General features: G+C 49.1%; 21 protein-coding genes, 1 rRNA gene and 1 riboswitch. Of the genes, 2 read left to right on the top strand and 20 right to left on the bottom strand.

Features of this window, described 5'->3' with window-relative positions; genetic code table 11:
• Positions 1–272: 272 nt before the first annotated feature.
• The 5 genes from pcrA to RBB45_RS08595 all read right to left on the bottom strand — a co-directional run bounded on the left by pcrA (position 273) and on the right by RBB45_RS08595 (position 6,704).
• Positions 273–2,513, bottom strand: a complete 2,241-nt coding sequence (gene pcrA / locus RBB45_RS08615) for a DNA helicase PcrA (protein ID WP_094769542.1) — start codon at positions 2,511–2,513, stop codon at positions 273–275.
• A 72-nt stretch (positions 2,514–2,585) separates the two neighbouring features.
• Positions 2,586–3,266 (bottom strand): heptaprenylglyceryl phosphate synthase, encoded by a 681-nt coding sequence (pcrB, locus tag RBB45_RS08610; protein ID WP_009792551.1) that lies wholly within the window; start codon positions 3,264–3,266, stop codon positions 2,586–2,588.
• Between the two features lie 219 nt (positions 3,267–3,485).
• Positions 3,486–3,800 carry a YerC/YecD family TrpR-related protein gene (locus RBB45_RS08605; RefSeq protein ID WP_009792553.1) on the bottom strand — a complete coding sequence of 105 codons (315 nt, stop codon included), beginning with the start codon at positions 3,798–3,800 and terminating at the stop codon, positions 3,486–3,488.
• A gap of 37 nt (positions 3,801–3,837) precedes the next feature.
• A complete protein-coding gene (locus tag RBB45_RS08600; RefSeq protein WP_457851559.1) occupies positions 3,838–4,905 on the bottom strand; it encodes a DUF3048 domain-containing protein in 1,068 nt (355 codons plus the stop codon).
• A gap of 53 nt (positions 4,906–4,958) precedes the next feature.
• On the bottom strand, positions 4,959–6,704 hold the full coding sequence (locus RBB45_RS08595) for an adenine deaminase C-terminal domain-containing protein (protein WP_180827426.1): 1,746 nt from the start codon (positions 6,702–6,704) through the stop codon (positions 4,959–4,961).
• Positions 6,705–6,889: 185 nt separating this feature from the next.
• Here RBB45_RS08595 and RBB45_RS08590 point away from each other — a divergent pair, with 185 nt between their 5' ends.
• Positions 6,890–7,240: a YgaP family membrane protein gene (locus RBB45_RS08590; RefSeq protein ID WP_009792556.1), complete on the top strand. Its 351-nt coding sequence runs from the start codon at positions 6,890–6,892 to the stop codon at positions 7,238–7,240.
• Positions 7,241–7,309: 69 nt separating this feature from the next.
• The gene (locus tag RBB45_RS26275; RefSeq protein ID WP_323131897.1) at positions 7,310–7,423 is read left to right on the top strand and encodes an EYxxD motif small membrane protein; all 114 of its coding nucleotides are present in this window, start codon (positions 7,310–7,312) and stop codon (positions 7,421–7,423) included.
• Here RBB45_RS26275 and purD read toward each other — a convergent pair.
• The 15 genes from purD to rrf all read right to left on the bottom strand — a co-directional run bounded on the left by purD (position 7,389) and on the right by rrf (position 22,019).
• Positions 7,389–8,672 (bottom strand): phosphoribosylamine--glycine ligase, encoded by a 1,284-nt coding sequence (gene purD, locus RBB45_RS08585; RefSeq protein ID WP_306009563.1) that lies wholly within the window; start codon positions 8,670–8,672, stop codon positions 7,389–7,391. The two genes, RBB45_RS26275 and purD, sit on opposite strands and share 35 nt — an antisense overlap.
• An 18-nt stretch (positions 8,673–8,690) precedes the next feature.
• Positions 8,691–10,226 (bottom strand): bifunctional phosphoribosylaminoimidazolecarboxamide formyltransferase/IMP cyclohydrolase, encoded by a 1,536-nt coding sequence (gene purH, locus RBB45_RS08580; protein WP_009792559.1) that lies wholly within the window; start codon positions 10,224–10,226, stop codon positions 8,691–8,693.
• Between the two features lie 25 nt (positions 10,227–10,251).
• Positions 10,252–10,845, bottom strand: coding sequence for a phosphoribosylglycinamide formyltransferase (purN, locus tag RBB45_RS08575; protein WP_009792560.1), 594 nt, complete (start codon positions 10,843–10,845; stop codon positions 10,252–10,254).
• A 20-nt stretch (positions 10,846–10,865) separates the two neighbouring features.
• Positions 10,866–11,894, bottom strand: coding sequence for a phosphoribosylformylglycinamidine cyclo-ligase (purM, locus tag RBB45_RS08570; RefSeq protein ID WP_022543256.1), 1,029 nt, complete (start codon positions 11,892–11,894; stop codon positions 10,866–10,868).
• Between the two features lie 61 nt (positions 11,895–11,955).
• Positions 11,956–13,368 (bottom strand): amidophosphoribosyltransferase, encoded by a 1,413-nt coding sequence (purF, locus tag RBB45_RS08565; RefSeq protein ID WP_009792564.1) that lies wholly within the window; start codon positions 13,366–13,368, stop codon positions 11,956–11,958.
• A complete protein-coding gene (purL, locus tag RBB45_RS08560; protein ID WP_253616046.1) occupies positions 13,353–15,569 on the bottom strand; it encodes a phosphoribosylformylglycinamidine synthase subunit PurL in 2,217 nt (738 codons plus the stop codon). Before purL ends, purF begins: the two co-directional genes overlap by 16 nt.
• Positions 15,553–16,239, bottom strand: a complete 687-nt coding sequence (gene purQ / locus RBB45_RS08555; protein WP_306009438.1) for a phosphoribosylformylglycinamidine synthase subunit PurQ — start codon at positions 16,237–16,239, stop codon at positions 15,553–15,555. The genes purL and purQ overlap by 17 nt, the downstream gene beginning before the upstream one ends.
• Positions 16,236–16,490 carry a phosphoribosylformylglycinamidine synthase subunit PurS gene (purS, locus tag RBB45_RS08550; protein ID WP_009792567.1) on the bottom strand — a complete coding sequence of 85 codons (255 nt, stop codon included), beginning with the start codon at positions 16,488–16,490 and terminating at the stop codon, positions 16,236–16,238. The genes purQ and purS overlap by 4 nt, the downstream gene beginning before the upstream one ends.
• Complete coding sequence (gene purC / locus RBB45_RS08545) at positions 16,483–17,202, bottom strand: phosphoribosylaminoimidazolesuccinocarboxamide synthase (RefSeq protein ID WP_094769534.1); 720 nt, start codon at positions 17,200–17,202, stop codon at positions 16,483–16,485. The genes purS and purC overlap by 8 nt, the downstream gene beginning before the upstream one ends.
• A gap of 66 nt (positions 17,203–17,268) precedes the next feature.
• Positions 17,269–18,561, bottom strand: a complete 1,293-nt coding sequence (purB, locus tag RBB45_RS08540) for an adenylosuccinate lyase (RefSeq protein ID WP_306009437.1) — start codon at positions 18,559–18,561, stop codon at positions 17,269–17,271.
• Positions 18,558–19,718, bottom strand: a complete 1,161-nt coding sequence (gene purK, locus RBB45_RS08535) for a 5-(carboxyamino)imidazole ribonucleotide synthase (protein ID WP_306009436.1) — start codon at positions 19,716–19,718, stop codon at positions 18,558–18,560. Before purK ends, purB begins: the two co-directional genes overlap by 4 nt.
• Positions 19,705–20,187 carry a 5-(carboxyamino)imidazole ribonucleotide mutase gene (purE, locus tag RBB45_RS08530; RefSeq protein ID WP_009792571.1) on the bottom strand — a complete coding sequence of 161 codons (483 nt, stop codon included), beginning with the start codon at positions 20,185–20,187 and terminating at the stop codon, positions 19,705–19,707. The genes purK and purE overlap by 14 nt, the downstream gene beginning before the upstream one ends.
• A gap of 146 nt (positions 20,188–20,333) precedes the next feature.
• Positions 20,334–20,435: riboswitch (purine riboswitch) on the bottom strand.
• 106 nt (positions 20,436–20,541) lie between these two features.
• On the bottom strand, positions 20,542–20,745 hold the full coding sequence (locus RBB45_RS08525; protein WP_009792572.1) for an NETI motif-containing protein: 204 nt from the start codon (positions 20,743–20,745) through the stop codon (positions 20,542–20,544).
• Positions 20,742–21,263 (bottom strand): DUF2179 domain-containing protein, encoded by a 522-nt coding sequence (locus tag RBB45_RS08520; protein ID WP_165352696.1) that lies wholly within the window; start codon positions 21,261–21,263, stop codon positions 20,742–20,744. The genes RBB45_RS08525 and RBB45_RS08520 overlap by 4 nt, the downstream gene beginning before the upstream one ends.
• A 639-nt stretch (positions 21,264–21,902) precedes the next feature.
• Positions 21,903–22,019 (bottom strand): 5S ribosomal RNA (gene rrf, locus RBB45_RS08515).
• Positions 22,020–22,116: the final 97 nt, after the last annotated feature.

Here is a 22,116-nt window from a genome sequence, read left to right as displayed (position 1 = left end):
AAGGAACGCAGACTAAGAACGCCACGTCCTGTGGCAACGTCTGCATGACCCCCATCCTGGGGGCCTCAAGACGATCCTCCCTAAAAGGCGTTCTTTGCCTTTTTGGGAGGATTGGCTTGTGACCTCGAGGGGGTAGGCACTGGAGCTAGACAGTAATCGAAGATAAAAAATAAACTTATTTACCTTTAGAAAAACTCGGCCGCTGCCCGCCTCCAATTAGGCCTGGCAGCTCCGCAGCAATTATGCTTTTTATCCTATATTTCTGTACTGTATCATCCTTTTGTAATCGGAGCGAATTTTGCCAGCAGGCGTTTGATGCCGGTCGGGCTCGGGAAGGCGATATCGAGCTCTGTTCCTTCTCCCTGGCCTTTTACGCTGACAACTGTTCCGGTGCCCCATTTTCCATGGACGGCTTTGTCTCCGACCTGCCAGCCAAGGGCATCCCCGCCGGTCGAGGCAACAGCCGGCTTGACCATGGCCTTGCGCATAGCCTGCCGCGGTGCTGAGGATGATGGTTGCCGTCCTCCTGCTGCCGGGCTGCCAAATGGAGAAGGTGATGCCTTCTTCGGCTCGATCCCTTCGATAAGGTCTGCCGGGATTTCCTGGATGAAGCGTGATGGAGGATTCATATTCGTCCGTCCGAATAATGTCCTCATCTGGGCATTGGTTATATATAATTCTTCCTCTGCACGGGTGATTCCCACATAGGCGAGGCGGCGTTCTTCTTCCATTTCCGCCTCTTCCATGAGGGAGCGGCTGTGAGGGAAGACGCCTTCCTCAAGCCCGATCAGGAATACAACGGGGAATTCCAGCCCCTTTGCGGAGTGAAGCGTCATAAGGACGACACTATCGGTCTTTGTGCCATCGTCTTCCAGCTTGTCAATGTCTGCAACAAGGGCCAGGTCTGTCAGGAAAGCGACGAGTGTTTTATCTTCGCTGCCGTCCTCGAAGTTTTTCGTTACAGACAGGAACTCGTCGATGTTCTCCAGACGGCTTTGGGCTTCAATTGACTTCTCTGCCTTCAGCATGTCCCTGTAGCCGGACTTCTCCAGCACTTCCTCTACAAGCTCAGTTACAGACAAATATTCCTGCATCTGTTCGTAGCTTCTGATCAGATCGCGGAACTCGGTTGCCGCCTTCGTGATTTTCGGGCTCAGGCCAATCAGGTCAAGGGCATCGAGTGCCTGGTACATCGTCATATCATGCATCTGCGCAAAATTGGCGATTTTGTCCACGGACCCTGAGCCTATGCCGCGTTTTGGCACGTTGATCACGCGCTGCAGGCTGATGTCATCATCAGGATTGGCAATCAGCCTCAGATAGGCAAGGATATCCTTGATTTCTTTTCTGTCATAGAACTTGATGCCGCCGACAATGGAGTACTCGATGTTTGATTTAAGCAGCACTTCCTCCATTACACGTGACTGGGCATTGGTCCGGTAAAGGATGGCGATCTCGGAATACTTCCGTTTGCCGCTGTCGACCATTTCTTTGATTTTCCCTGCGACAAACTGCCCTTCACCCTGCTCGCTGTCGGCGCGGTAATGGAACAGTTTATTGCCTTCTGCATTTTCTGTCCAGAGATTCTTGGCCTTCCTGTTGAGATTCTTGGCAATCACCTCATTGGCAGCCAGCAGGATCCGCTTTGTTGAACGGTAATTCTGCTCCAGGAGGATTGTGCGGGCATTTTGGTAATCTTTTTCAAATGACAGGATATTGGCAATGTCAGCTCCGCGCCAGCGATAGATTGACTGGTCGGAGTCCCCGACCACGCAAAGATTCTTGAATCTGTCTGCCATCAGCTTTACAAGCATATATTGTGCTCTGTTTGTATCCTGATACTCATCAACATGGATATATTGGAATTTGCGCTGATAATATTCCAGCACCTCAGGCACCCGCTGGAATAGCTGGATCGTTGTCATGATCAGGTCATCAAAGTCTAGCGCCTGATTTTTGCGGAGGCGTCTTTGATATTCTGTGTATACGTCGCTTGCGATCTGCTCGAAGTAGCCGCCGGCCGCCTTTGCATATTCCTCCGGGTCGATCAGTTCGTTCTTCGCCGAGCTGATGCTGCCCAGAATCGCACGCGGGTCGTATTTTTTGGGATCCAGATTCTTTTCCTTGAGGATCGCCTTGATGACAGACTGCTGGTCTGTTGTATCAAGGATTGTGAAATTACGGTTAAAGCCGATTCTGTCTATATCTCTCCTGAGAATCCGCACACACATTGAGTGGAACGTTGAAATCCAAATATCATCGGCTGCTCCCCCCATCATGTTCTGGATCCTCTCGCGCATTTCCCTTGCCGCCTTGTTAGTGAAGGTGATGGCAAGGATGTTATACGGGTTTACCCCTTTTTCAACCATCAGGTATCCAATCCTGTGGGTCAGCACCCTCGTCTTTCCGCTTCCCGCACCGGCCATGATAAGCAGCGGCCCGTCCGTTGCCTTTACAGCATTCTGCTGCTGGGCATTCAATCCGTTTAATAGTTTATCCGTTAAATATTGCATCTTTTTATTCACCGCCAAACAAACATATGTTCTTTATAGTTAGTGTATCCTTAAGTCCCTCTGCAAGCAACTTTATTTAGGCAAAACTGTCTTTAGAGCTTCATCTAGATTTTCATATATTATATTGCCGACAACAATGACGTCCGCTGCTTCAGCCATTTCCCTTGCCTGTGCTTCAGACGAGATTCCTCCGCCGTAGAAAAAGGTTGTTTCCTCCAGTGTGCGCTTGACTTCAGCCGCAAGCCCGGGATCGCCATATGTCCCGCTGTATTCGAGATAGAAGATTGGGAGATGGAACATCTTCTCTGCCATCATGGCGTATGCAACAACATCCTCTGCATCCAGATCCGTCTTCGCCCCTGTCAGCTTTGCCGCCTTGCATTCGCTGTTCAGGATGCAATAGCCCTGGACAAGGATTTCCTCCCAGCTCATGATCTCGCCGTATTCCTTGACCGCCTGATGATGAAGCCCGGTGATCCATTTGCTGTCCCCGCTGTTCAGGACAGACGGGATAAAATACAAATCAAAGCCCGGAGTAACAGACTCAATCGTCGAAACTTCGAGCACGCAGGGCACCGTATAGCGGCGTATTCTTGCCATGAGGTCCAGCACCTTTTCAAGTGTAATGCCGTCTGTTCCTCCGACTATTACAGCATCCGTCCCTGATTCGCAGATCCGCTCCAGGTCCCGGTCAGAAATTTCTTTATTGGGATCGAGTTTAAAGGCGTGGCGCCACTCGCGAACATCATACATGCATACTTGCCTCCATTCTATCATTCCATTACAACATTATAGCATTAGACACTGGAATCAAAAAGGAAAGCAGGGAGGACTTTTCCTGCATATTGATGGAAGAAGGCAAGTCATGCCTGCAGGATGCGGGGCGGCAGCGAAAACAAAAAGCGCAGACCGGAATGCTGGCTTTTCCTAAAGAAAAAGCCGCGGGATCTTCATCCTGCGGCTTTTCATCAATTATTCTGCAGCGGCCTGTGCTTCTTCGTCCTTGATGCGCTCAAGGGCCATTTCATAGGCGTCATTGCCATAATTCAGGCAGCGTTTTACACGGGAAATCGTTGCCGTGCTTGCTCCTGTTTCTGTTTCGATCTTATGATAGGTCTTTCCTTCGCGCAGCATCCGGGCAACCTCAAGGCGCTGGGCAAGAGATTGGATTTCATTTACCGTGCAAAGATCGTCGAAGAATCGATAGCATTCTTCCAGGTCTTTTAGGGACAGGACCGATTTGAACAATTGATCCAGTTCTTTGCCTCTAAGTTTTTCAATTTGCATATGGGGTCTCCTTTATTTAAACCATATTTTTTAAGATTTAATTAGATTCATTCAAGCTGACTGCCTGGCCGAGGCCAGGGTCTGATGGAACAACATTGATCCATGTCTTTCCGCGGACCAGCGGTGCTTCCTTTCCATCAATATAAGGCAGCAGCCTTCCTTTTTCATTTTTCCACTCAACTTCCCTGAGGAGGCCTTTCTGAAGAAGATAGCCTCTTCCCCCAGATGTTAAGTTAATCTCACGCCTGCCTGCACTGTCAACAATTTTGTGGGAGGCTTCTATGATGAATATATTGTCAATCAGGACGGGGGCGCCGCTGTCATAATCAGCGGTCAGTTCGCCATTGGAATATCTTTTGTATTTATCTAGATTCCTGTCGTATTCATAGGTGCTCGAGAATGTTTCGTTTGAAAGGTACGAAACTGTTGCACTCTCTGCTTCTTCGCCTGTGAGCTGCCCTGCTTCTTCAGCTGTCATGAAGCTGAGGGGACCGGGGGCTTCTTCCATTTCATAGTCCTTTTCCGCTGCCCCCTTCAGAATATTTTCATAAGAGGTATACGAGTTATGCGGCGCCTTGCGGAAACCGGCCCTTTGAAAAAGGGTCCCGTCATAATAAAGACCATTCAGATGGTCGATATAGCCGTTGTCCATAAGCTCCTTCGCGTCCGGGCTGTTTCCGTGGCAGACATAAAGCCCATCATATGCTTTGGCAAGCTCGATGTAATAATCACGGGCACTCCTGACCGGACCGATCTTCTCCGGCTGTTCACTTTGGTAGATGGCCAGGAACCTGGTCACATCCCCTTCCGCTAAAAGCTCATAAACAATATCAGCTTCCGGAAGTCCGGATTGCGGTCTTGCAGCCGGATGGTTATTGATCATCACTGCGACGGCACGGCCAGCGGCTTCCTTCTCTGTGCCAATCCCTGTCAGCGGAAAGGCATACGGCGATTCTGCCACTGTTTCCTGTCCTTCGTCTTCCTTGGAAGGTTGTTCAACCGGAGCCTGATTATTCCCTTTTCCAGGCTCTGCCTCATCATTTGACTTGCTGCACCCTGAAATAAGCATCAGCACTGCTGCTGAAAGCATCATCCACTTCTTTATCTTTTTCACCCCTGTTGATCCCTATCTATCTTTATAGTCTATTCTTTTATATTTTAACGCATTATCGTTGGAAAGAGTACCGTTTTATTCATGACATCATACATTCCATGCTGAGTGATCCGGATGTACGGAAGATGGGTCGATGAGAAAAAGAGGAGCGAATAGATCGGGTCCTCGAATCTGTACCCTTTTTCTTCGAGCAGCCTCAGCAGCTTCTTTTCATCCTCTATCAAGTCTGGAACGGCCTTTGCGGACATCCCTCCATTCAGCGGAAGCTCGACCTCGCATTCAATCGTTCCATTTCCGGCAATCGCAATCCCTCCGCCGAGCATTTTGATCCGTTCAAAGGCTGTCAGCATATCCTGTTTGTTCTTCCCGATCAGGATGATATCCCCGGTATTGGAGAACGAGCTCGCCATGCCCCCAATCCTGCTGGCAAAGCCCTTCAGCATGGTGTTGATCCGCCATTTGCCCTTCCTGTCAACAAGCATGAAGAAGCATTCATCATGATCTTCTGACAGCTCTTCATAGGAAACATCAATGGAGATGGAATACGGTTTTGTAATCACTGCGTTTTCCATTTTGATCCCAAACGGCATGGAGAATTGCATATCATCACCCGTCAGGCTCCAGTCAATGTCCAGCTTTTCAAAGCCATGTTCCTCCCAGGTATTCCAGCCGTAAGCACCTTCCACTTCTTTGCCGTCCTTTTTGACCCATTTGCCTTTCGCCAGGACAGAAACCGGTGTGGGGTTTCTTTCATCTTCAAGGAAGTTGATGTTGGCAATTCTGCCTGTCGTGATATTGCCATGAAGATAGTCGATGTTATAATGGCGGGCGGGATTGATCGTCCCCATATTATAAGCGTCTATTACAGGCACCCCTTTTTCGATGGCAATCCTGATCATATGATCAATCATGCCTTGCTCGTAAAAGGAAGCGGACGAACCATCCGTCGTAAAAATAAACCGGTCATACATATCGATTCCCAGCTCATGAATTTCTTCCAGCAGCTTAGGCAGGTCCGGCCTGATGGAGGAATGGCGAAGGGATACCGTATATCCATGCATGAGCCGGTCATAAGCCTCTTTTCCTGTCATCGCTTCATGGTCGCAGTCTGCGCCAAAGAGCATCATCTTCGCCAGTGTTTTTTCCGATGCACCCGGGAAATGCCCTTCAATCTGCTTGCGCATCCGTTTAGCTTCCTGTATCCAGTGAAGCATCATATCATCGCCGTCCAAAAGCCGCGGCCACCCTGTGAGTTCCCCGCCCTGCAGGACGGCGTCATGTTCAAGCCAGGATTTGATGTTTCCATGGGAGAAGGCCTGTTCTTCATTTTGAATCTCTGTCTGAGCATCAAACCGGCACCACCAATACATCGTAGAAGGAATATTGCGCATCTCCCTCAAAAAAGAAAACGCTTTCTTTTTATCCATCTGCAAAACAAGCGACATATTATCATTGATGAGTGTCGTTGTGCCGAGTTGTGATGCATAGGCCGCCAGAGAATGGGGATTATAAAGTTGAAATGGATGGGCATGGGGCTCAATATAGCCTGGAACAAGCCATTCGCCATGACAGTCCCTGATTTCACAGCCGTCTGTCCGTGCGGGAAGCTTCTCTCCGACATAGACAATCCGGTCGTCATAGATCCAGATATTGGCGGTAATCCATTTATTCAGTACTTGGTTTAAGTATGTGGCATTTTTCAAAAGCATAGTCGGGGCAAGCTTTCCATCCAGAACGGAGACCTGTTCCCTAATTTGTTTGTTTTTCCACCGATACCGCTGTTCGAGCAACAATGTCCCCTCCGTTTACGATGCCGCTGAGACGGCTTAGTTATATTTTAAAAAGATCTTAAAAGATCAGATTCTAAAAAAGAAAGCCCTTTCAGAGCTGTTCTATCTATACTAACATATTTCACTGTTTAACGCATTAAAGAATTGTAAAGAAATTGAAAATTTTGTGAAGGAGTGCAAAAGTCATGAAGATCAAGCAGAACATCGGCATCTTGAATGCTCTTATCCGCATCACCATCGGTCTTACCGTCCTTTCCTGGAGCACCGCGAAGCTGGTAAAAATGCCTTGGCGTGATTCTTATTTGGTAATGGCTATGCTTGGGGCCATGAAGGTAGCAGAAGGGATTGTCCGCTATTGTCCGGTGACAGCCATGCTTGACCGCGGACAGGATATGATGAATGAAAGCGGCAGCCGGAAAGATCATTCTGAACAGAAGCATCATGAACACCAGGCTGGCGGGAGCAAACAGGACCTGAACGATCAGGATCTGGCCATGCTTGAAAAGACCCTGATGCAGAATAACACGCTTAAATGAGAAAAAAGAAAGCGGCGGACACCTGTATAAAGGTGCCTGCCGCTTTTGAATCTTAAGGAGATGATATGAATGTTTCTTGAGTATGTTACCGATATGTCGTTTGTGCTGATCATCCTGATCGGCAGCATCGTCGCAATTCTTTACGCTTTTATAAGGAAGTCCGGGAAGAAAGGCGCGCGATAGCCCTGCCGCCTATATCCCTGCGGTAGAAAACACCGTCGCACTGAAGCTTTTCAAGCCCGGCATAGACTTTTTCCTGCGCCTCTGAAAGGCTTTCGGCCCTGGCGCCGGCGAGAAGCACCCGTCCTCCATCAGTCACAAACTCACCGTCTTCATTCTGTTTTGTGCCGGCATGGAAGACAAACAAGGAAGAATCCAGCTCACTGAGCCCTTTCAGCACGTCTCCCTTTCCGTAAGACTCCGGATAGCCTTTGGAAGCAGCGACGACACCAAGCACAAATTGGGAATCCCAATCTATTTCCGGCTTCCCGCCATCAATCACAGCCAGCATGGCTTCAGCCAGGTCCGACTTCATCCTGGGAAGCACTGCCTGGGTTTCCGGATCACCGAAGCGCGCGTTGAATTCGATGACCTTCGGGCCCTGCCCTGTATTGATCAGGCCTGCATACAGCACGCCGCAGAAGCTTCGGCCTTCGAGCTCCATCGCCTTTGCCGCCGGCTCAAGGATTGTCCGTACGGCCTCCTCCACCACAGCATCGCCAATGTGAGGGACTGGTGAATAGGCACCCATCCCGCCTGTGTTCGGCCCAAGGTCACCATCATATGCCCGCTTATGGTCCTGGGCAATTTCAAGCGGCACCACCGTGCTTCCGTTGACAAAAGCCATCAGGGAGAATTCCTCCCCTTCAAGGAATTCTTCAATGACTACCTTCGCAGAGGCTTCCCCGAACCGGGCACCTACCATCATTTCTTCCAGCGCCTGCTGGGCTTCATCGAGGGTCATGGCGACCGTGACTCCTTTGCCTGCCGCAAGCCCATCTGCTTTAATCACGATGGGAGCCCCTTTTTCATTAAGATAGCTCCTTGCTTTTTCATAATCAGTGAATGCCCGATATTCTGCAGTAGGGATATCGTATTTCTCCATCAGCTCTTTGGCGAAGGACTTGCTTCCTTCAATGACAGCTGCCTCTTTTTTCGGGCCGAATACCTTCATTCCCAGACTGCCAAGGAAGTCTGCCAGCCCTGCCTGAAGCGGTGCCTCCGGGCCGATGACTGTCAGTCCGATTTCATTTTCCTTTGCAAAGGCTGCTATCTCCGGAAAATTCATTTCATCTATCGGAACCTGAATGGCACAATCTGCCATTCCGTGATTCCCTGGTGCTGCATACACTTGATCCACAGACGGGCTTTCGCTCATTTTCCGGCAGATGCTGTGCTCCCTGCCGCCGCGCCCGATGACTAATACGTTCACCATCCATCAGCTCCCTGATTAATGTTTGAAATGCCTTACTCCTGTTAATACCATCGCAATCCCATATTCGTCTGCCTTTTTCACAGAATCCTGATCCTTGATAGAGCCGCCAGGCTGGATGATGGCAGTGATGCCTGCCTTGGCTGCCGCTTCAACAGTATCATCCATAGGGAAAAACGCATCAGAAGCGAGCACTGCTCCTTCTGCACGGTGACCTGCCTGCTCCAGAGCGATTTTGGCCGCTCCGACACGATTCATCTGTCCAGCTCCGACGCCTAAAGTCATCTCTTTGTTATTCACGACAATCGCATTGGACTTCACATGCTTAACAACCTTCCAGCCAAGCTTTAACGCCGCCCATTCTTCCTCTGTCGGCTCTCTCCTGGTTGCAACAGTAACGGTGGCATCCTCCAGGGAATAGCGGTCATATTCCTGAACGAGAAGTCCCCCTTCTATGCTGGTCAGTCTTGCCTCTTCCTTCTTTTCCACGTCAAAGGGAATGGTCAGGAGGCGGATATTCTTTTTGCCTGTCAATATTTCTAGCGCCTCTTCCGAATAAGACGGAGCAATGACAATTTCAAGGAAAATTTCATGGAGCTTCTTTGCAGTTTCAGCATCCACTTCCCGGTTCAGCGCAATGATACCCCCAAAGATGGAAACAGGATCTGCTTCAAATGCTTTTGTAAATGCATCATAAGTATCTTTGCCCGTTCCGACGCCGCAAGGATTCATATGCTTCACAGCAACAGCAGCCGGATCCTTGAATTCCCTGACGATCTGCAGTGCAGCTTCTGCATCATTGATATTGTTGTAGGAAAGCTCTTTCCCATGAAGCTGCTCTGCATTGGCAATTGAAAATTCAGAGCCGAGGGGCTTCCGGTAAAAAGCAGCCTTCTGATGAGGATTCTCGCCATAGCGCAGCGTTTGTTTCAATTCGTATGTAACAGTCATTTTTTCCGGATTCTCTTCACCTGCAAGCTTAGTCATATATTCAGCAATCAGACTGTCATAGGAAGCTGTATGGCGGAAGACCTTCGCTGCAAGCCTGCGGCGTGTTGCGGGCTGGGTTTCACCGTTTTCATTGAGTTCCGAAAGGACGGTTCCATAGTCTGAGGGATCGATGACCACTGTGACATATTGGTGATTTTTTGCAGATGCGCGCAGCATGGCAGGTCCGCCGATATCAATGTTTTCAATCGCATCCTCGACTGATGCATCGCTCTTGGCGATAGTCTGCTGGAAAGGATACAGATTAACACAGACGATGCTGATCGGATCAATTCCATGCTCCTCCATCTGGGCATGATGCCCGGGCTGATCGAATTTTGCCAAAAGGCCCCCATGAATCATCGGATTCAAAGTCTTAACGCGGCCTTCAAGAATTTCCGGGAATCCGGTGACGTCGCTTACCCCGATTACATCAACGCCGCTTTCCTGGAGTGCTTTCTTTGTGCCGCCCGTTGATATGATCTCATAGCCAAGACTGGCGAGCTCCTTGGCAAAATCGACAATTCCGTTTTTGTCTGACACACTGATTAACGCTCGCTTTTTCAATTTGAATTCCTCCTGTTGACTGTCCTTATTTACTGCTGCTGATCCTTGCTGCATCTTCTGCAAATATCTTTTTCAAAGTAGCAGGATACAATCTGTGTTCGATCCGGTGAATTTTTTCCTGCAGGCTCTCCCTCGTCTCGGCTTCATCAAGCTTCACAGACTGCTGGGCAATGATCGGCCCTGTGTCCATTCCGGCATCCACATAATGAACCGTTACACCGCTCATCGGCACCCTGGCTGCGAGTGCCTGTCCGATGGCATCTTTTCCCGGAAAGGAGGGCAGAAGCGAAGGATGGATATTGACAATCCTTCCCTCATATTCGGCAAGGAGAACCTCACCGATCAGCCTCATATATCCTGCCAGAATGATGAATTCAGCTCCGCACTCCCTGAGCCTGACGAGAATTTCCTCTTCATATGCCTGCTTGCTTTCAAACTCTTTTGCACGGAAGGAAAAGCTCGGCACTCCACTTGCTTCTGCCCTCTCCAGGCAATAAGCTCCCGGCCTGTCAGAAACCAAAAGCCGGATATCCGCATCCAGTCCGCCGCTTTTTACAGCATCTATTATAGCCTGAAAGTTGGTTCCGCTTCCGGAAGCAAATACTGCTATCTTTTTCATGGGAACCTCCGAAATCCGTTTTACACGGTAATTTGAATTCCTTCTTTCCTATTAACCGTCCCGAGTCTGTAGGCTTTTTCTCCTGAAGCATTCAGGTGGCTGATGAGCATGTCAGCCTGCTCCGGGCTGACAGCCGCGGCCATTCCCGTGCCCATATTAAAAATATTATACATTTCCATGCGATCCAGATTGCCCAGCTTTTCCATAAGAGCGAATACCGGCGGGATTTCCCTTCCGCTTTCATCAATTTCAGCTCCAAGCCCCTCTGGAAGCATTCTTGGAAGATTTTCAATGAATCCGCCGCCTGTGATATGGGCCAATCCCTTGATGTCGAATTTTTTCATCGCATCAAGCACCGGCTTCACATAAATCCGCGTCGGCTTCAGAAGCTCCTCGCCCAATGTGCAGCCAAGTTCCTCCTGATAACTGTCCAGCATCAGGCCGGCATCCTCCAGCAGGATCTTTCTGACAAGAGAATACCCATTGCTGTGGATCCCGTTCGATGCAAGGCCGACAAGTACATCGCCTTCCTTGATCGTGCTCCCGTCAATCAGCGCTGACTTCTCACATGCCCCTGCTGCAAAACCGGCCAGATCATATTCTTCCTCTTTGTACATGCCGGGCATTTCGGCTGTTTCTCCGCCAACAAGCGCACAGCCGGCCTGCTCGCAGCCGTCTGCAATGCCTTTGACGATTGCTTCAATCCTTGCCGGATCCGCTTTTCCGCATGCGATATAATCAAGGAAATACAGCGGTTCAGCGCCCTGTACGACAATATCATTCACGCACATGGCAACAGCATCCACTCCGATTGTATCATGCCGGTCCATCATGAACGCGAGCATAAGCTTTGTGCCGACCCCGTCTGTCCCTGAAACCAGCACCGGCTCCTTCAGGTTCAGGACTGACAGATCAAACATGCCGCCGAATCCGCCCAGGCCTCCCATTACGCCAGCCCTCTGCGTCCTCTGCACATGCTTTTTCATCCTGGATACCGCCTCATATCCTGCTTCTATATCGACGCCAGCCTGCTTATAGGCATTAGCCATTACAGTTCCCCCTCTATCATGATTATTTGAAAAGAAAAGCAGCATTGCTGAATGCCGCTTCTTAGACTTTTTCGTAAGGATGAATGGTAGAAGGATAGATTTCAGTCGGATAGTTCCCGGTAAAGCATGCCAGGCACTGGCCTTTCAATGCTCCCGAATCTGTCCTGCCGATTGCTTCGATCATCCCTTCCGCGCTTAAAAAGGAAAGGGTGTCTGCCCCGATGATTTCCCGAATCTCTTCAACAGAATGCTCGGAGGCAATCAATTCCTCCCGTGTCGATGTATCGATCCCGTAGAAGCAAGGGTTCTTGATCGGCGGTGAACTGATCACGACATGAACCTCAGTCGCGCCTGCTTCGCGGAGCATGGTGACGATCCTTCTGCTTGTTGTGCCGCGGACAATGGAATCATCGACCATGATGACCCTTTTGCCCTCGACAACGCCGCGCACAGGGGAGAGCTTCATCTTGACGCCCTGCTCCCTCAATGATTGGGACGGCTGGATGAATGTCCTGCCGACATATCTATTCTTGATCAGCCCCATTTCATAAGGAATCCCGGATGCTTCTGCATAGCCGATGGCAGCTGAAATGCTTGAATCAGGCACGCCTGTCACCACATCTGCTTCAAAAGGAAACTCTTCAGCCAGCTTCTTCCCAAGGTTTTTACGGGCCGTATGGACATTGATGCCGTTGATATTGCTGTCAGGCCTTGAAAAATAAACATATTCCATCGTGCACATGGCTGTCGTTGAGGCAACCGCAAACATCTCGGAACGGAAGCCTTCATCATCAATGATCAAGAGCTCGCCAGGAAGAACATCCCTGATGAATTCTGCCCCGACCACATCAAATGCACAGGTCTCGGAAGCTACCACATAGGCATCGCCAAGCTTGGCGAGCGATAGCGGCCGCATGCCATTCGGGTCAAGCGCCACCATCAATTCGGTTTCTGTCATGATCAGAAATGCATATGCGCCCTTTACCATGGAAAGGGCCGTTTTAACCCGGTCCTTTAAGGCTGAAAAACCGCCGCGCTTGATCAGATGGGCCAGCACCTCTGTATCTGAGCTGGTCTGGAAGATGCTTCCCTGTCCTTCAAGCTGATTTTTCAATGCAGTGGCATTTACCAGATTGCCATTATGAGCAAGTGCCAGGCCGCCGTTTTGTGAGTTAAACAGAAGAGGCTGGACATTTTCATATCCGCCGCCGCCTGCTGTTGCATAGCGGACATGACCGATGGCCGACTTTCCGTCCATTGCCTCCATGGCATCCTCGGTGAATATTTCCGCAACAAGTCCTTCACCTTTCAGACCCTTCAGCTTTTTCCCGTCTGTCACGACCATCCCTGTACCTTCCTGGCCGCGGTGCTGCAGGCTGTGAAGGCCGTAATAGGTGATCTGGGCGGCATTTTCATGCCCCCAGACACCAAAGATGCCGCATTCTTCGTTCAGGCCTCTTATTTCAGCAAGCATGGGATTGCTCCTTTCCAGGCTGATTTCAGAACTTCAGTTTGTTCTTTCATAACCAGACCGCTGTCAGAGTGGACTTCAAGTACAGGCTCGTCTGTCACCTCGCCGACCAGAATCGCATCAGTCATGCTTTCAAATGCCTGCTGATCTTCCTTTTTAACAGTGAGGAGGAAGCGGGACTGTGATTCACTGAATAGTGCGCTGGTCTCGTCTCCTGAAATGCGGATGGAAGCGCCAAGTCCCTCAGAGCCTATCACGCTCTCAGCAGCTGCAACTGCAAGTCCGCCTTCTGCCAGGTCATGAGCGGAAGAGACAAGCCCCGCACGGATGGCTTTTAGCACCTGCTCCTGATTCCGTGCTTCTTTTTCCAGGTCAAGCTCCGGTGCTTTTCCGAATATCTCGCCGTGAACAAGCTTTTGCAGCTCGCTGCCGCCAAACTCGGCCTTTGTTTCTCCGAGAAGATAAATTAGATCGCCAGCCTGCTTGAAGCTCTGGGTTGTAATATGGTCAACATCTTCTACAAGTCCGACCATCCCGACTACTGGTGTTGGATAGACGGCTGTACCGTTGGTTTCGTTATATAGTGACACGTTTCCGCCGATAACCGGCGTATTCAGGGCAAGGCAGGCACTGCTCATGCCGTCTGCTGCTTTTTCCAGCTGCCAGAAGATCTCAGGCTTTTCCGGATTGCCGAAGTTCAGGCAGTCTGTAATGGCAAGCGGTTCGGCACCGGATGCAATAATATTCCTTGCTGCTTCAGCCACGGCAATCTTTCCGCCTGTTTCAGGATCCAAATACAGATAACGCGAATTGCAGTCGGTTGTCATGGCAAGCGCCTTGCGCGTTCCGCGGATTCTTACGACCGCCGCATCAGAACCTGGAGAAACAACTGTGCTCGTGCGAACCATATAGTCATATTGGTCATAGACCCATTCCTTGCTTGCAATGGTAGGCTGCTGCAGCAGGCGCATCAGAGTTTCCCCTGCATTCCCTGCTGCCGGAATTTCCGTCTCCATAGCCTGGAATTCACGGAAATACTCAGGCTCGCGTGAAGGCTTGTGGTATACAGGCGCTTCCTCGGCAAGTGCATCAGCCGGAACGTCTGCCACCACTTCCCCTTTATGTAGGAGGCGCAGCATTTTATCATCTGTCACCCGGCCGATCGCCACGGCTTCAAGTTCATATTTTGAAAAAAGATCAACGATTTCCTGCTCACGCCCTTTTTGGACGACAATCAGCATACGCTCCTGTGATTCAGACAGCATCATTTCATAGGCAGTCATGCCCGTTTCCCTCTGCGGGACAAGATCAAGATTCATCTCGATGCCGGAGCCTGCTTTGCTGGCCATTTCGGCAGAAGAGCTTGTCAGCCCGGCTGCCCCCATGTCCTGGATGCCTACAAGCGCGTCGTTCTTAACCAGCTCAAGGCATGCCTCAAGCAGCAGCTTCTCCATGAACGGATCGCCGACCTGGACGGCAGGGCGCTTTTCTTCAGACTGCTCTGTCAGTTCCTCTGAAGCAAAGGTCGCGCCGTGGATACCATCGCGGCCTGTCTTTGCACCAACATACATAACCGTATTTCCGACTCCATGCGCCTGGCCTTTTTTTATATCTTTATGATCGATCAGCCCGACGCACATGGCATTGACAAGAGGGTTGCCTTCATAGGAAGCATCAAACTGCACTTCGCCCCCGACAGTCGGAATGCCGATGCAGTTTCCGTAGCCGGCAATGCCTGCCACTACTTCTTTAAAAAGGTACCGAACGCGAGGAGAATCCAGCTCTCCAAAGCGAAGAGAGTTAAGGAGAGCGATCGGTCTTGCTCCCATTGAAAATACATCCCGGATAATGCCGCCCACACCCGTTGCCGCTCCCTGGTAAGGCTCGATTGCAGATGGGTGGTTATGGCTTTCAATTTTAAATACAACTGCCTGGCCGTCTCCGATGTCAACGATGCCAGCTCCTTCCCCAGGGCCCTGCAGGACGCGCTCGCCTTTGACCGGGAATTTTTTCAGGACCGGCTTGGAATTTTTGTAACTGCAATGCTCTGACCACATGACGGAAAACAATCCGAGCTCTGTGTAATTCGGCAATCTGCCAAGGATGTCCTCAACCATTGCAAATTCCTGATCCGTCAATCCCATCTCTTTGTAGACTTTCTCTGTTACAATCTGCTGCGGGCTTGGCTCAAGCATTAACGGCATAAGATTCCCTCCATTGTTTGACGATTGATTGGAAAAGCTTCAGTCCATCGGCACCGCCCAATAGCTGGTCGACGGCCCTTTCAGGGTGCGGCATCATGCCAAGGACATTACCTTTTTCATTGATGATTCCGGCGATGTCCCCAAGGCTTCCATTCGGATTCTCGCCGCTGTATGTGAATACGATCCTATTATTATCTTTAAGTGATTTTAGTGTGGCTTCATCGCAGTAATAATTGCCTTCTCCATGTGCGATTGGGATAGTGATTTCTTCGCCCTGTTGATAGGCGGAAGAGAAGATCGTTTGATTATTCGCTACCTGCAGTTGAACGGGCCGGCACATAAAATTCAGGCTTTCATTCCTGCGCATCGCTCCTGGCAGCAGGCCGGTTTCAAGGAGTATCTGGAATCCATTGCAGACACCAAGGACCGGTTTTCCTTCCTCTGCTGCTTTGATCACGGCCTTCATCACCTTGCTGAAGCGGGCGATCGCGCCGGAACGGAGATAATCTCCATAAGAGAAACCTCCAGGCAGAAGGATCGCATCATAGTCATCAAGGCTTTCTGTATCATGCCATACGTATTCTGCCTGCTCCCCGAGCTCATCCTGGATCGCATGGAACATATCAATATCACAATTGGAGCCTGGAAAAACGATGACTGCAAACCTCACAGTGCAACACACTCCTCGATCTCGTAGCGGTAATCCTCAATCACTATATTGGCCAGCAGGCGCTCACACATTTCTTTTACAGCCGCATCGATGTCACGATCAGTCTTATCGATCGTCAGCTCCATATATTTCCCAATCCGGACGTCCTGAACTTCATTGAAGTCCAAAGAATGGAGCGACCCTTTTACAACCGTCCCCTGTGGATCCAATACACTTTCTCTTAATGTGATATACACCTTTACTTTATACATGCTGGCGTCCTCCCAATCTCGTTAAAATATTTTCATAGGCATCTGTTAAGCTTCCCAGATCACGGCGGAATACATCCTTATCAAGCTTCGCATTTGTCTCCATATCCCAAAGGCGGCAAGTATCAGGAGAGATTTCATCTGCCAGCAGAATATCGCCGGCAGCATTTTTTCCGAACTCAAGCTTAAAGTCAATGAGACGAATGCCCATTTCCTTAAAGAAGCTTGATAAAAATGCATTAACCTCAAGCGCTTTTCTCTTCAGCAGGGCAGCTTCTTCAGGAGAAGCAAGCTCAAGCTCAAACACATGATCATCAGTCATGATCGGATCGCCCAGACTGTCATCCTTCAAATAAAACTCCACAAGCGTTTTTTTCAGAAGAGCCCCTTCTTCCATTCCGAGCCTTTTTGCCATGCTTCCAGCAGCCACATTCCTTACAACCACTTCAATAGGAATAATCTCGACTTTTTGTACAAGCTGCTCAGTTGCTGAAACCTTCTCAATAAAATGAGAACTGATGCCCTTTTTATGAAGCTCTGAAAACAGCAGACTTGTAATCTCGTTATTCAAACGGCCTTTACCGGCAATCTCTGCTTTTTTCTCCCCGTTGAATGCAGTTGCAGAATCTTTATATTCAAGCCAGACAATATTTTCATCATCGGTCAGATATACCTTTTTCGCCTTGCCTTCATATAGTTGCGCTCTCTTTTCCATGGCAGAGCCTCCTTGGTAAGAATATTGGGAATCTTCCTGATAAAAGGGGACCGAAGCCCCCGGATTTTATAAGCCTAGACGGTCAAAAATAGTGTCCACATGCTTGATGTGATAGTTGTAATCAAAGCAGTCTTCAATTTCCTCAGCAGACAGCCTGGAAGAAATCGTTTCATCAGCTTCCACCAGCGATTTGAACGCTAACTGCTTCTCCCATGCCTCCATCGCCCTCGGCTGGACAACGTCATATGCCTCTTCGCGGGCCATGCCTTTATCAATTAGAGCAAGCAGCACGCGCTGAGAATAGATGAGGCCAAGGGTTCGGTCCATATTTCTCTTCATGTTCTCCGGGAACACAGTGAGATTCTTAACAATATTCCCAAATCGGTTCAGCATATAATTCAGGGCAATCGTTGCATCCGGAAGAATAATCCGCTCTGCCGAAGAGTGTGAAATATCACGCTCATGCCATAACGGCACATTTTCATAGGCAGTCAGCATATGGCCGCGGATTACGCGTGCAAGGCCTGTCATATTCTCAGATCCGATTGGATTGCGCTTATGCGGCATGGCAGAAGACCCTTTCTGCCCTTTCGCAAAGAACTCCTCCACTTCACGTGTTTCACTCTTTTGCAGTCCGCGGATTTCAACAGCAAACTTCTCGATGGAAGTCGCAATCAGCGAGATGGCGGCCATATAGTGGGCATGGCGGTCACGCTGAAGTGTCTGTGTCGAAATCGGAGCCGGCTGGAGGCCAAGTTTTTCGCATACATAGCTTTCCACAAAGGGGTTAATATTGGCGTAAGTTCCTACAGCACCGGACATCTTCCCGAATTCAACGCCGGAAGCGGCCTGCTTGAAGCGCTCCAGGTTCCGCTTCATTTCCTCATACCATAAAGCCAGCTTCAGCCCGAAAGTTGTCGGCTCTGCATGAACACCGTGCGTGCGTCCCATCATGACTGTGTATTTATGTTCTTTTGCTTTATTCTTTAAAATTTCAACGAAGTTCTCCAGGTCCTGAAGAAGGATGCTGTTAGCCTGCTTGATCAGGTAGGAAAGAGCTGTGTCCACTACATCAGTGGAAGTAAGGCCATAATGCACCCATTTCCGCTCTTCACCGAGCGTTTCTGAAACCGCACGGGTGAATGCCACTACGTCATGGCGCGTCTCCTGCTCAATTTCATTGATGCGTTCGATATCGAATGAAGCATTCTCACGGATTTTCTGCACATCTTCTTTTGGGATATCCCCGAGCTCCGCCCATGCTTCACAAGCAAGGATCTCTACTTCCAGCCAGGCCTTAAAGCGATTTTCCTCTGTCCATATCGCTCCCATTTCAGGTCTTGTATAACGTCCAATCATCGTAAAACCTCCATACCTTCTTTTGCTTTGCTCCATATTCCGCTGCGGTCTATCTCGGCAAGCGATTCTGCCGCTGTCGCCCGTAAAAGGGTTGCATGCCCCATTTTCCGCTTATGCTTAGGTTCATCCTTCCCATACAGATGGATCTTCCAATCCTTCAGGCCCGGTATCGCCCTGATCACATCTGACTGGTGCTCTCCTAATATGTTGACCATAACTGCCGGATTTAATAGCCTTGTGCTTCCAAGCGGCCAATTGCACACTGCCCTGATATGCTGCTCAAACTGCGACGTTTCACAGGCCTCGATTGTATAATGGCCTGAGTTATGCGGCCTTGGGGCCAATTCATTTATGTAAATCTCATCTCCGTCAGAGAGAAACATCTCCACTGCAAGCGTACCAACCAGCCCAAGCGCTTTGCCGATTTTTTTGGCCAAGTCCTCAGCCTTGCGTGCAGCACTCTCGCTGATATCGGCCGGTACAATGGTTTCATGCAGGATATTATCCTTATGAATATTCTCTCCTACTGGAAAAACAGCTGTCTCCCCATCAGGGTTTCTAGCAATGATCACAGAGATTTCCTTTTGAAAAGAGATCCACTTTTCCAGGACACAGATTCCTTTTTCAAGCAGCTCTGCAGCCTCAGGAATATCGTCTTTTGACCGGATCACATATTGCCCTTTGCCATCATAGCCGCCGCGTGCCGTCTTTAGTACCGCAGGAAAATCAAGCTTCTCTATATTATCATAAATATCGGCCGTCTTTTCGATGCGGGCGTAAGGCGCAACCTTTGCCCCTGCCCGTTCGATCGCTTCTTTCTCCGTCAGGCGGTCCTGCGTTATGCGGAGCAGTTCAGACCCCTGTGGAACATAGGCATGGCTGGTCAGCCAGTCAAGCGCCTCAGCATTGATATTTTCAAATTCATAAGTGATCACATCGCTCGCCTCAGCAAGCTCCTTTATACACAGCAGGTTATCGTAGCCGCCGACTATCTGCCGGTCCGCCACCTGGCCGCAGGGAGAATCCGGTGCCGGATCAAGAACGGCAATCCTGAATCCCTGAGCCTTTGCCGCCAATGCCATCATTCTCCCCAGCTGTCCGCCTCCGATGATTCCTATCGTCTGTCCAGGCAAAATGGTTTGTTTAGACAAGTTCATCACTGCTCTCCATTACTTCCTGTTTTGTGTGCAGCCTCAAGTCCTCTATCCTGCCTGCAATGTTTTGGTCAAAAGCTCCCAGCATCTGTGCAGCAAGGAGGGCCGCATTGACTGCACCTGCCTTTCCGATAGCCACTGTAGCTACAGGAACACCTCCTGGCATTTGAACAATGGACAGCAGCGAATCGAGTCCATTAAGCGCCTTGGATTGGACTGGCACGCCAATGACCGGCAATGTCGTTTTCGCTGCCACCATCCCTGGCAAGTGAGCTGCCCCTCCAGCTCCCGCAATGATCACTTTTATCCCGCGGTCCCTTGCTTCTTCTGCAAACCGGAACATCAAATCCGGGGTTCGATGGGCAGAAACGACCTGCTTTTCATAAGAAATCTCAAGCTTATCCAACATGCCGCATGTGTGCTTCATTGTATCCCAGTCAGATTTGCTTCCCATAATAACAGCCACTTGCATATGCCTCTCCCCCAACAGAAAATTTAATCTTCCTCAAAATAAAAAGCCCGGACAGTTACTTTTCACTAATAGAGAAAGTAATCTGTCCGGGCTCGGATAATAAAGGAAAGCTCCTCATACACACAAGAAAGCAGACCCTTGAACCGGTCATATCATCTTTCCCTTATAGTCCGGCCATTTACGGCAGCCAGGTAGAAACTTATGGGCCATATCCCCATTATTATATAAGGGTAAATCTTTATATAAATATAATTTTAATTGTAATCTTATCTAACAACATCTTACCAACTATCCTATGGGGGTGTCAACCACTATTCGAACAATAAGGATTGAGAATAGAATAATGTTCGTGTTTCACTCTTCCTTTTTTGCTTCAAAGACTATTTGCCGTCCTGCCGGCTCATAAGTGACCGAGCCCCCGGTCTTGACTTCTTTAAATATCGGCTTCTCCGTCCTTCTTACCGGAACATAGCCTTCCTTTGCTATACGGTCCAGGCATTGGCCAATCGTCTCATTTTCAAGGACTTCAAACTGCTTCTTTTTCTTTTCCTTGCTCATGAATACAATTTTCCTTTCCTGACAGATTTCACCCAGAAGCCGCCATGGATCGTCTTAGGCTCATAGGCAATAATGAATGCTTTAGGATCAAGCTCCTTGATCGTCTGGTAAAGCTTAAGCTCATATTTCCTCGGCGTCAGGATCTGCATAGCCATCCGGTCGCCCTCCAGCCCATTGGCAGCCCAGTTCGTTACGCCATACCCTTTTTCCCTCAATACCCTGGGAACATCTTTATCATATTCTTTTGTTATTACATTAACCGTTATATATCCAAGAGCAAGCTTCTCCTCGATTTTCATACCGACAACAACGCCGATTCCGTAGCCCACAGCATATGCAATCAAATTCTGAATCTGATCCAGATTATCGAGTACAAGCCCCAGTCCGATTACATAAATGACCACTTCGATCATACTAATAAAAGCCGCCAAATAACGCTGCCCTTTCAGCGTAAGGATCATCCTGATCGTAAAAAAGGAGACGTATACAATATTAATGACAAGTATGATGGCAACCATCACTAAACTATTTTCAAGCAAAAAATAAACCTCCTCCAAGCCTCTGCCTTAATTCAACGTAAATCCCTATTGTACAAGAGAAATCTGCATTTGCGAACCACTTAGAAAAAAATAAAAGGATCTTTTTGTTATGTTAACCTATTTGGCTCATGATAAAACGCTGCTGCGGATAGCGTGGGCAGGGAAATGGAGGGAAGCTGGAAGAAGGACGCAGAGTTTTTTCCGGGGGATTAGAAGTCAGGGACTGCAGGATGGTTTCGGTTATTAAGTAAGCCGGAGGGTTAGCCGGCGGGCGGCTTTATTGGGGCTTTGCTGGGGCTTTGGCTGAGTTGGGCGGGTTAAGTGCGGTTGGTGAAATAAATGGTGAAGGTGAATTGATGTTTTTTGGACAAATGGTAAATTACGATTGGAATTCGGTAAATTACTCAGCCTATTTGGTAAATAAATAATAAATTTGGTAGATTATTGGGAGAATTAATTAAATTCGCGATTGAATCGTCTATTCTCCCCTTCAAAAACCCTTCTCATTCGCCTACCCGGCACTCATTTCCGCTTAAGAGCACATTTCTTATTAAAAATCTCTCCATTTCACTAAAAAAGCATAAAAAAAGAACAGTCATGCAGACTGTTCTTCGTTTCGCCCGGCAGCGTCCTACTCTCACAGGGGGAGAGCCCCCAACTACCATCGGCGCTGAGAAGCTTAACTTCCGTGTTCGGTATGGGAACGGGTGTGACCTTCTCGCTATCGCCACCAGACTATTTAGATGAGGTTTTTGTTCCCTCAAAACTAGATAATGCAGAAGAAGAATTACAAAGCAATCAAATGTGGTTAAGTCCTCGATCTATTAGTATC

Origin of the sequence: Bacillus sp. MMSF_3328, from assembly GCF_030733525.1 — a bacterium.
In the GTDB taxonomy this organism is placed as follows: Bacteria; Bacillota; Bacilli; order Bacillales; family Cytobacillaceae; genus Bacillus_AB; species Bacillus_AB infantis.
Note: the sequence above shows the minus strand (reverse complement) of the source record. Positions and strands in the feature narration are given on the sequence as shown.